The organism is Rhizomicrobium sp., from assembly GCF_056722145.1.
Genome location: NZ_JBWZET010000386.1, coordinates 1 through 9,720, shown reverse-complemented (window position 1 = coordinate 9,720; position 9,720 = coordinate 1). Strand labels below are relative to the sequence as shown.

7 protein-coding genes are annotated in these 9,720 nt (G+C 63.1%); all 7 read left to right on the top strand.

Annotation, left to right across the window (positions count from 1 at the left end; translation table 11 throughout):
- Window positions 1–139 precede the first annotated feature (139 nt).
- Window positions 140–865 carry a GntR family transcriptional regulator gene (locus tag AC1P6P_RS20365; protein WP_481404279.1) on the top strand — a complete coding sequence of 242 codons (726 nt, stop codon included), beginning with the start codon at window positions 140–142 and terminating at the stop codon, window positions 863–865.
- 24 nt (window positions 866–889) lie between these two features.
- Window positions 890–1,897, top strand: a complete 1,008-nt coding sequence (locus AC1P6P_RS20360) for an SIS domain-containing protein (RefSeq protein ID WP_481404278.1) — start codon at window positions 890–892, stop codon at window positions 1,895–1,897.
- The gene (gene nagA, locus AC1P6P_RS20355) at window positions 1,897–3,030 is read left to right on the top strand and encodes an N-acetylglucosamine-6-phosphate deacetylase (protein WP_481404277.1); all 1,134 of its coding nucleotides are present in this window, start codon (window positions 1,897–1,899) and stop codon (window positions 3,028–3,030) included. Before AC1P6P_RS20360 ends, nagA begins: the two co-directional genes overlap by 1 nt.
- Window positions 3,027–4,136 (top strand): glycoside hydrolase family 18 protein, encoded by a 1,110-nt coding sequence (locus AC1P6P_RS20350; protein WP_481404276.1) that lies wholly within the window; start codon window positions 3,027–3,029, stop codon window positions 4,134–4,136. The genes nagA and AC1P6P_RS20350 overlap by 4 nt, the downstream gene beginning before the upstream one ends.
- Window positions 4,126–5,445: an MFS transporter gene (locus AC1P6P_RS20345; RefSeq protein ID WP_481404275.1), complete on the top strand. Its 1,320-nt coding sequence runs from the start codon at window positions 4,126–4,128 to the stop codon at window positions 5,443–5,445. Before AC1P6P_RS20350 ends, AC1P6P_RS20345 begins: the two co-directional genes overlap by 11 nt.
- Before the next feature lies 1 nt (window position 5,446).
- A complete protein-coding gene (locus tag AC1P6P_RS20340; protein WP_481404274.1) occupies window positions 5,447–7,618 on the top strand; it encodes an NTP transferase domain-containing protein in 2,172 nt (723 codons plus the stop codon).
- Window positions 7,619–7,625: 7 nt separating this feature from the next.
- The coding region (locus tag AC1P6P_RS20335) for a GH36-type glycosyl hydrolase domain-containing protein (RefSeq protein WP_481404273.1) at window positions 7,626–9,720 on the top strand (2,095 nt) is incomplete at its 3' end.

The window sequence follows — 9,720 nt, the reverse complement described above, 5'->3', positions numbered from 1 at the left end:
GGACACATGTGGTCTGCCGTTTTTTTGGATTGACGAGGTGGAGGGGGTTTATGGTATTGCATTGGTATTAGCCTGGGCGCTTACGATTCCAGCCCTTTAGAGACCACTCAAGGAGGTCGCGTTGCCTTCTCTTTCGGCCATGATCGGCAACCTCGACGAAGACCACAGCCTGCCGCTGTACCAACAGCTGCAGCGCGGGCTTCGGCGCGCCATCGAGATGAAACTACTGGCACCCGAAGATGCCCTGCCGCCCGAACGCGATCTGGCCGAGGAGTTCGCCGTCTCCCGCATCACGATCCGCAAGGCTCTGGACGGCCTGGTGTCGGAAGGGCTCCTGACGCGACGGCAGGGCTCCGGCACGTTCGTCGCCTCCCGGGTCGAGAAAAGCTTCTCCAAGCTGTCGAGCTTCACCGAAGACATGACGTCAAGGGGCAAAAGCCCGCGCTCGGTGTGGCTGCGCAAAAGCCAGGGCATGGTCTCGCCGGAAGAGGCAATGGCCACGGGATTTGCACCGGGCACGCCGGTCTATCGCTTCAACCGCCTGCGCTATGCCGACGACACTCCGATGTCGCTGGAATACTGCACCTTGCCGACCTTCGTGTTGCCGTCGGTCGATGCCGTGCAGACCTCGCTGTACGACGCGCTCGAGCGGGCCGGCTTTCGTCCGCAGCGGGCGTTGCAGCGCTTGCGCGCCGTCCTGTTGACCGCCCAGCAGACCGAACTGCTGCACGGCAAGGAGGGCGATGCCGGCCTGCTGGTCGAGCGCCGCGGCTTCCTCCACGATGGGCGCATCATCGAATTTTCGCAATCCTACTATTGCGGCGATACCTACGATTTCGTCGCCGAACTCAACGCTTCGGAGTAATTCGTGCTCGAGTCCAACACCCTGATGTTCCGCGAGGCCCAAGAAAGCCCCGAGGTGATCCGGCGCCAGCGCCATGCCAATGCCGCCCAGATCGCCGATGTCGCCGCCAAGCTGAAGGCGCTGGCGCCCCACGCCGTGGTGACGCTGGCGCGCGGCAGTTCCGACAATGCGGCGACCTTCGCCAAATACCTGATCGAGACGCGCCTCGGCATCCTCACCTCATCGGCGGCTCCTTCGATCAGTTCGGTCTACAGCGCCAAAGCCAACCTGAAGGGCACGGTGCTGATCGCCACCTCGCAAAGCGGCAAGAGCCCCGACATCGTGACGTCCCTGCAGGCTGCCAAAGAAGCCGGTGCCTTCACCGTTGCTTTCGTCAACGTCACCGATTCGCCGCTGGCCAGCGAGGCCGATGTTGCGATCGCTCTTCATGCCGGGCCGGAAAAAAGCGTTGCCGCGACGAAATCCTATCTCGCCACGGTCGCCGGGATTGCCCAGCTGGTGGCGGCCTGGGCCGACGATGCAGCGCTTGCGGGTGCCCTTGCCGGATTGCCCGAGCTGATGCAGGAGGCGTGGAGTCTCGACTGGTCGAAAGCCGTCGAGCGGTTGGCGGGCGCGCGTGATCTCTACGTCATCGGGCGCGGCGTCGGCTTCGGTGCGGCGCAGGAAGCGGCCCTCAAATTCAAGGAAACCTGTGGCCTGCATGCGGAAGCCTTCAGCGCCGCCGAAGTGCGCCACGGCCCGATGGCGCTGGCACGCGACGGCTTTCCCGCCTTCATCCTCAGCCAGAATGACGAAACCCGCACCGGCGTGACCGACCTCGTGGGCGCGCTGTCGCAAAGCGGCGCCGATATTCTTCTGGCCGGCTTCGACGATCCGCGCGCCACCGTTCTGCCGATTCTGGACGCTCATCCGGCGCTGCAGCCGATCCTGATGCTGCAAAGCTTCTACCGCATGGCCGAACAGCTTTCGCGGGCCCGCGGCTTCAATCCCGACAGTCCGCCGTTGCTCAACAAAGTCACCGAGACGATTTGATGATTACTGCGTTTGTCCGTGGCCGCGTTCTGACACCCGACGGTCTCGTCGAGGGCAACACCCTGCTGTGCGCGAACGGCCGCATTGTTGCCCTCGTCGTCGACAAGGCGATTCCGCCTGAGGCGATCTGCATCGATCTGAGCGGTGGCATCCTCGTACCCGGCTTCATCGATGTGCAGGTCAATGGCGGCGGCGGGGTTCTGTTCAACGATTCGCCGACGGTGGAAGGGCTTGCCGCAATCGCGGCGGCGCACGCCCGTTTTGGCACCACGGCGTTGCTGCCGACGGTGATATCGACCGATCTCGACGGCATTGCCCAAGCCATCGCCGCCGTCGATGCGGCGATCGCCCAGGGCGTTCCCGGCATCCTCGGCATCCATATCGAAGGGCCTTATCTCAGCCCAAAGCGCCGCGGCATCCACAATCCCAAGGATTTTCCCAAACTCGACACCGCAGCAATTTCGGTGTTGGCGTCGCTGAAGCGCGGCAAGACCCTGGTCACGCTGGCGCCCGACGTGACAACCCCGGACGATGTCGCCCGCCTGACGGCAGCCGGCGTGATCGTTTGCATCGGCCATTCCGACGCCAGCTACGACGAAACGAAAGCGGCTCTGAAAGCTGGCGCGCGCGGTTTCACCCATCTTTATAACGCGATGTCGCCGCTCAATCACCGCGCCCCCGGCGTGGTCGGCGCAGCGCTCGACGATCAAGACAGCTGGTGCGGTGTGATCGGCGACGGCCATCACGTTCATCCGGCAGCGCTGCGCATCGCCTTTGCCGCGCGCGGCGCGCACAAACTGATGCTGGTCACCGATGCCATGCCGCCGGTCGGCGGCGAGCCGACGTTTGTGTTGCAGGGACGCACCATCACCACCGAAAACGGCTGTTGCTATGGTCCTGACGGCACCCTCGCCGGCAGCGCCACCGACATGGGGTCGATCGTGAAGAACGTCGCCGGCTATCTCGGCGCCGATCTACCGACGCTGGCGCGCCTTGCCAGCACCAATGCGGCGACCTTCCTCGGCGTCGAGAAGGACCACGGCGTGATCGCGCCCGGCGCCCGCGCCGACTTCGTGCTGCTGAACGACACGCTCGATGTGATGCAGACCTTCATCGCCGGCAGGGTGCCGTGAGCGGCCGGAACGCCTGTCGACGTCTGTTGCGGGCCAGTGCTGCCGCCCTTGTCATTGCCGCGGCCCACGCCGATGAGCGACGGGCACTGGTCGGGTATTATCCCAGCTGGTTCGACGCCACGGCGGCAAAACTGACGGCCACGCCGGCCGGCTACACGCATGTGATCCTGGCGTTTGCGCGACCCGACTTTGCCTGGAACGGCAAAGACTGGACCGGCACCGGCCTGCAATTCACCAGCTCGCCTGATGTCGTCAAAGCCCAGATTGCCGCCCTCAAGGCGCGCGGCACCAACGTCGTGCTGGCGGTCGGCGGCGCCACGTATCTGAATTGGGCACCGTTGGCGGCGGAATCCGGCCATCCCGGCAAGATCACCGCGAACCTCGCCCAGTTCATCACCGATATGGGGCTCGACGGCATCGATGTCGACTACGAGACCGATGGCGCCGGCCCCAAACAGATTGCCGAGTACCGCAGCGCCATTCGCGCGCTGTCCAACGCGAGCGCGGGAAAAATGCTGTCGCTGGCGGCGTGGTCGACCGGCGCCGATTGCTCCAAAGCCACCGGCACGGTGCCGTGCGGCGGCAAATTTGGCGTCTGGGACGGGCGCACGGGGCGCGAACGCCTTGTCTTCGCCGACCAGAGCCTGTTCGCCAAGCTCGCGATGATCAATGTGATGAGCTACGACGCTGGGGTCGATGACTTCGACCCGGTGAAGGCGTGGTCACTTTATCGCACGCTCGTTCCGAGTTCGATCACCCTCAATATCGGCTTCGAGATTTCTCCCGAAGGCTGGGGCCCGGCGCGGCTGGTGGCCAGCAATGGCAAGGCGGTGTGCCCCGGCGCGCGGATCAAAGCCGACCAGTTCGGCAATGCCGTGAACAAACCCTATTCGGTCGAACGCACCCTCGCGGACGGCCCGCTTTCCTCCACCGTCAACGCGCGCGATGGCGCCATGCTCTGGCATCTCGTCAAGGATCAGACATTGCCCCGCTGCGGCCACGCTTTCGTCATTTCACCCCGGGAATTGGAACTGACAGCACGCGTCCTGCTCGACCGGCAACGCAGTGCCAGTCCCGCATCTTCCGAGGACACCGATGACCACTGACGACACCGCTGCGCCAGCGGAGAAGTCGAAAGACACCAGTCGCCATTTCCATCCGGCCCTGTGGGTTCCGACGCTCTATACCGCGGAGGGCCTGCCCTATTACATGGTCACCGTGGTTTCGGTGCTCATGTACAAGAGTCTGGGATTGAAGGATGCGGAGATCGCCTTCTTCACCAGCCTAGTGGCGGTCCCGTGGTTCCTGAAGCCGATTTGGGGCCCGCTTCTTGAGATGTTCCGCACCAAGAAGTCGTTCGTGCTGGCGGCGCAGTTCGGCGGCGGGCTGTGTTTCGGTCTGGTCGCACTCAGCCTGCACCTTCCGGACTATTTCACCTGGACGCTGATCTTCCTCGCTCTCGCCGCGATCAATTCGTCGGTGCACGACACGGCGGCGGACGGCATCTATGTGACGGTGCTCCCGGCCAAGCAGCAGGCTGAGTACGTCGGCTGGCAGGGCGCCTTCTACAATGTCGGCAAGATTCTCTCCCAGGGCGGCTTCGTCTGGATCGCCGGGTATCTCGAAAAGCACTACGGACCGGTGACAGCCTGGACCATTGCGATGGGCGGGTTCGGCCTTTTTCTGGCCTCGCTGTCGCTGTGGCATGCGCTCTTCCTGCCGAAAGGCGGGCGAGCGACCTCAATCAGCGAGACCGGCAGTTTCAAGACCTTCATCGACGTCATCGTCACCTTCTTCCAGAAGAAGTACATTCTCTGGGGCATCAGCTTCCTGGTGCTGTACCGGTTTGCCGAAGGCCAAGCGATCAAGATCGTGCCGCTGTTCTTGCGCGCCACCCGCGACCATGGCGGGCTTGGACTGTCGACCCAGGATGTCGGCCTGCTCTACGGCGTTTTTCCGTCGATCGCCTTCATCCTGGGATCGCTCATCGCCGGCTATTTCACGGCGGGACGGGGCCTGCGCAAATCGCTGCTGGTACTGTGCGCCGGGTTCAACATCCCGTTTGTCGTCTACCTTGTCCTTGCCCTCACCCAGCCCCACGACCTGGCCCTGATCACCGGTCTCGTCAGCCTGGAATACCTCGGCTACGGCTTCGGCTTCATCGGCCTGCAGCTGTTCATGATGCAGCAAATCGCGCCCGGTCCGTATCGCACAGCCCATTACGCCTTCGCCACTTCGCTGATGAATTTCGGCTTCCTGCTCCCGTCGGCGGTCAGCGGCTTCGTCAGCGATCATCTCGGCTACCAGCACTTTTTCATCTGGGTGTTGCTCGCCACCATCCCCTCCTTCCTCGTGTCCTGGCTGGTGCCCTTCCGCAATACGGACAGCGAGCCCAGTGCTTCCGGAGCAAACTGACATGTCGTTGAAAGTTCTCATCCTCGCCGCCGGCCAGAAGCCTCTCGCCAGTGGTAGCGGTGCGCTGGAATTGCAGCCGCTCGGCGATACCACAGTGCTCGGCCATGTGATCCGCAACCTCAAGGGACTGGTGGCACCGCGCGACATCATCGTGGTCGCCGCACCAGGGTCTTTGAAAGCGGTCCAAATGGAAGTCGGCTGGGAGCCGGCGCTCGTCATCCAGGACACGCCGCTCGGCACCGGCCACGCCGTGCTGCAGGCGGCTGATGCGTTGGCCGGCTTCGATGGCGACCTGCTGATCCTCTATGGCGACACGCCGCTGCTGCGGCCGGCCAGCTTGCGCGGGCTGTTGAACCGGCATCGGCTCAAGGGCGTGTCGCTGACGCTGCTCACCGCCAACGTACCGCAGGACCTTCCCTATGGCCGCGTGCGCCGCGATGACAGCGGCAAAATCCTCGACATTGTCGAACAGACCGAAGCGGACGACGCCACCAAGGCCATTCGCGAACTCAATGTCGGCGCCTATATCGTGCGCGCCACCACCATCCTGGACGTGTTGAAGCGGGTGGCGGCCAAAGGCGGCGAAGTGCGGCTGACCGATTCGGTCAAACAGCTTCTGCACACCGGCCTCAAGGTCGACAGCTATCAGCTCTACGACGGCGATGAAGTGCGCGGCATCAACGATCCCGACGATCTCGAAGCCGCCGGCTTCATCCTGCAAAAACGCCTGTTCCGGCCGCGCCGCCAGGAGGAAGAGAATGAAGTCGCTTTCGGCACCGGTGGCTGGCGCGCCATCATCGGTGAAGGCTTCACCATGCACAATGTGCGCCGGCTGTCACAGGCGCTTGCCAATGAGATCACCCGCAAGGGGCTCGAAAAGAAGGGCGTGATCGTCGGCTACGACCGCCGCTTCCTGTCGCGCCAGGCGGCGGACGCGAGCTGCGAGGTCTTTGCCGGCAACAACATTCCGACCATCCTCGTCAACGAGGACGCGCCGACGCCGCTGATCAATTATGCCACCGCGATGCTGGGCTCAGGCTTCGGGCTTGCCTTTACCGCCAGCCACAATCCGCCGGAATGGAACGGCCTCAAGGTCTTCCACGGCGACGGCTCGCTGCTGCTCGACGACGAGACCCGGGCGATCGCCGCGGAAACCAACGCCCTGACCACCGCCGACGTCATCAAGCTCGAGCTCGATCTCGCGATTGAAGCCGGTATCGTCGAAGTGAAAGACTTCACCAACGAATACATCGATGCGGTGGAAGCCCTGATCGACATGGATGCGATCCGCAAGGCCGGACTGAAGCTTGCCGTCGACCCGATGTACGGCGTCGGGCAGCTGACACTTGAAACCCTTCTCACCGAGGCGCGCTGCCGCTGCCACTTCATTCACAATCGCCACAATCCGCTGTTCGGCGGCCGCAGCCCGGCGCCCGATCCCGACGCCATGCGCGATCTTATCAACATGATGCAGCAGAACCGCTATGACCTCGGGCTGGCGATGGACGGCGATGCCGACCGCATCGCGCTGCTCGACGACAAGGGCCGCTACATCTCATTCAACGACGTGCTGGTGCTGCTCTACTGGTATCTGCACGAGGTCCGCGGCGAAAAGGGCGGCGTCGTGCGCAACCTCTCCACCACCCATCTGCTCGACCGGCTGGCCAAGGCCTTCGGCGAGAAAAGCACCGAGACGCCGGTCGGCTTCAAGCATATCGCCGCCGGCATGGTGGCGGACAACGCGCTGCTTGGCGGCGAATCCTCCGGCGGACTCACCATTCGCGGCCACATCCTCGGCAAGGACGGCATCTTCGCTTCCGGCATCGTGGTCGAAATGGTGGCGCGCACCAAGATGAAAATCGGCGAGCTGCAGGAAAAAGTGTGGGAGATCACCGGCCGGCTTTACGGCGCCGAAGAGAATTTCCCGGCGACTCCCGAGATGAAGATCGCCATCCCGCGCCGCCTGCGCAATGACCCGTGCAAGGCGGTTGCCGGCTATGCCGTGGACCACATCAGTCATGTCGACGGCACCAAGCTCTATCTCGAGAACGACAACTGGGCCCAGCTGCGTTTCTCCGGCACCGAGCCGGTGCTGCGACTGGCGGCGGAAGCGGACACCCCGGAAAAGGCGGCCGACTTGATCGCCTGGCTCAAACAATTCGCCTCAGCGTGAGTGGACTATGCGTTACGGATATTTCGACAATAACAACCGCGAGTATGTGATCGACCGCGTCGACGTGCCGGTGTCGTGGACCAACTATATCGGCGTCAACGAGATGTGCGCCGTGCTGAGCCAGAATGCCGGCGGTTACAGCTTTTTCCGCGATGCCGAGCATGGGCGCATCACCAAATTCCGTCCCAACGGCGTGCCGATGGACTGGCCGGGACATTGGATTTACCTGCGCGACGCGGCGGACGGCGACTTCTGGAGCGTCTCCTGGCAGCCGGTCGGCAAGCCGCTCGATCAGGCCAAATACGAATGCCGCCACGGCCTGTCGTATTCGCGCTACAGCGCCGACTACAAAGGCATCCGCGCCGAGCAGCTTATCTTCATCACCCGCGAGGACGATGTCGAAATCTGGGATTTGCGAATCACCAACACCGGCGATACGTCGCGCGAAATTGCAGTGTTCAGCTATCTCGAATGGAGTTTCCACCATATCGAGATCGACAACCAGAACCTGCAGATGTCGCTCTACGCCGCGGGTTCCAGCTATGCCGAGGGCGTGATCGAGTACGACTTCTATTACGAACCGTGGACGTACCACTATCATGCGTCTTCATTCGCGCCAGACGGTTACGACAGCGTCCGCGAAGCCTTCATCGGCGATTATCGCAGCGAGCGCGATCCGATTGGCGTTGCAAGCGGAACCTTGCGCGGCAGCCAGGAACTGACCGGCAATCATTGTGCCAGTCTTGCGAAGACGATCACGCTCGCGCCTGGCGAGACCCGGCGCGTCGTGTTCGTCACCGGCTACGGCAACCGCGAGGCCGGAATTGCGAAGAAGGCGAAGTACAGCGATTTTGCCGCCGTCGATGCCGCGTTCGCCGATTTGAAGCGCTATTGGGACGAGAAGTGCGCGGTGTTCGAAGCCAAGACGCCGCACGAAGGCCTCGACACCATGGCCAATATCTGGACGCTGTATCAGGCGGAAACCTGCGTCCACTGGAGCCGGTTTGCCAGCTTCATCGAAGTCGGCGGGCGCACCGGCCTCGGCTATCGCGATACCGGTCAGGACATCATGGCGGTGCCGCATACAAACCCCGCCAAGGTACGCCAACGCATCGCGGAACTGCTGCATGGCCAGGTGCGTGACGGCTATGGCCTGCACCTGTTCGATCCGGCCTGGTTCCAGCCGCAGAAAAAGCTCGAATTCAAAAGCCCGACCATCGCCCACGCACCGGCGAAATCAAGCTATATCCATGGCCTCGACCACGCCTGTTCCGACGATCATTTGTGGCTGATCCCGTCGATCTGCGAATACGTCAAGGAAACGGGCGACACCGCCCTGTTCGACGAGCTGGTGCCGTTCGCCGACGAAGGTGTCGGCACGGTGTGGCAGCACATGAAAGCGGGGCTCGATTTCTCCGCCCGGCAGGTGGGTCTCTCCGGCATCTGCAAGGGCCTTCGCGCCGACTGGAACGACTGCCTCAATCTCGGCGGCGGGGAAAGCGGCCTGGTCAGTTTCCTGCATTTTTGGGCGCTGCAAAATTTCGTCGAAGCAGCAAAGTTCCTTGGCCGCAACAAGGATGCCGAACGCTATGTGGCGCTGGCGGAAGATGTGCGCGACGCCTGCGAACGCGAGTTGTGGGATGGCGAATGGTACGCCCGCGGCACCACTGCCTCAGGCCTCAAGATCGGTACCCGCGCCAGCGAGGAAGCGAAGATTTTCCTCGAGAGCAATACCTGGGCGATCATCTCGGGCGCCGCGCGGAGGGATCGCGCCGAAAGCGCTCTCGACGCCATCGACGAGCATCTGTACACGCCCTGGGGCCTGCATCTGCTGCAGCCCTCGTTCTCCAAACCGAATGACGAAATCGGCTTCATGGGCCGCGTCTACAAAGGCATCAAGGAGAACGGCGCCATCTTCTCCCATCCCAATCCGTGGGCGGTGATTGCCGCGGCGCGGCTGGGTCAGGGCGACCGCGCCATGCGCTTCTACGATTCGATGCTGCCGTGGGGCCAGAACGACCGGATCGAAACCCGTGAGGGCGAACCCTATTCCTATTGCCAGTTCGTCTACGGCGCCGAGCATCCCCGTCACGGCCGTGCCC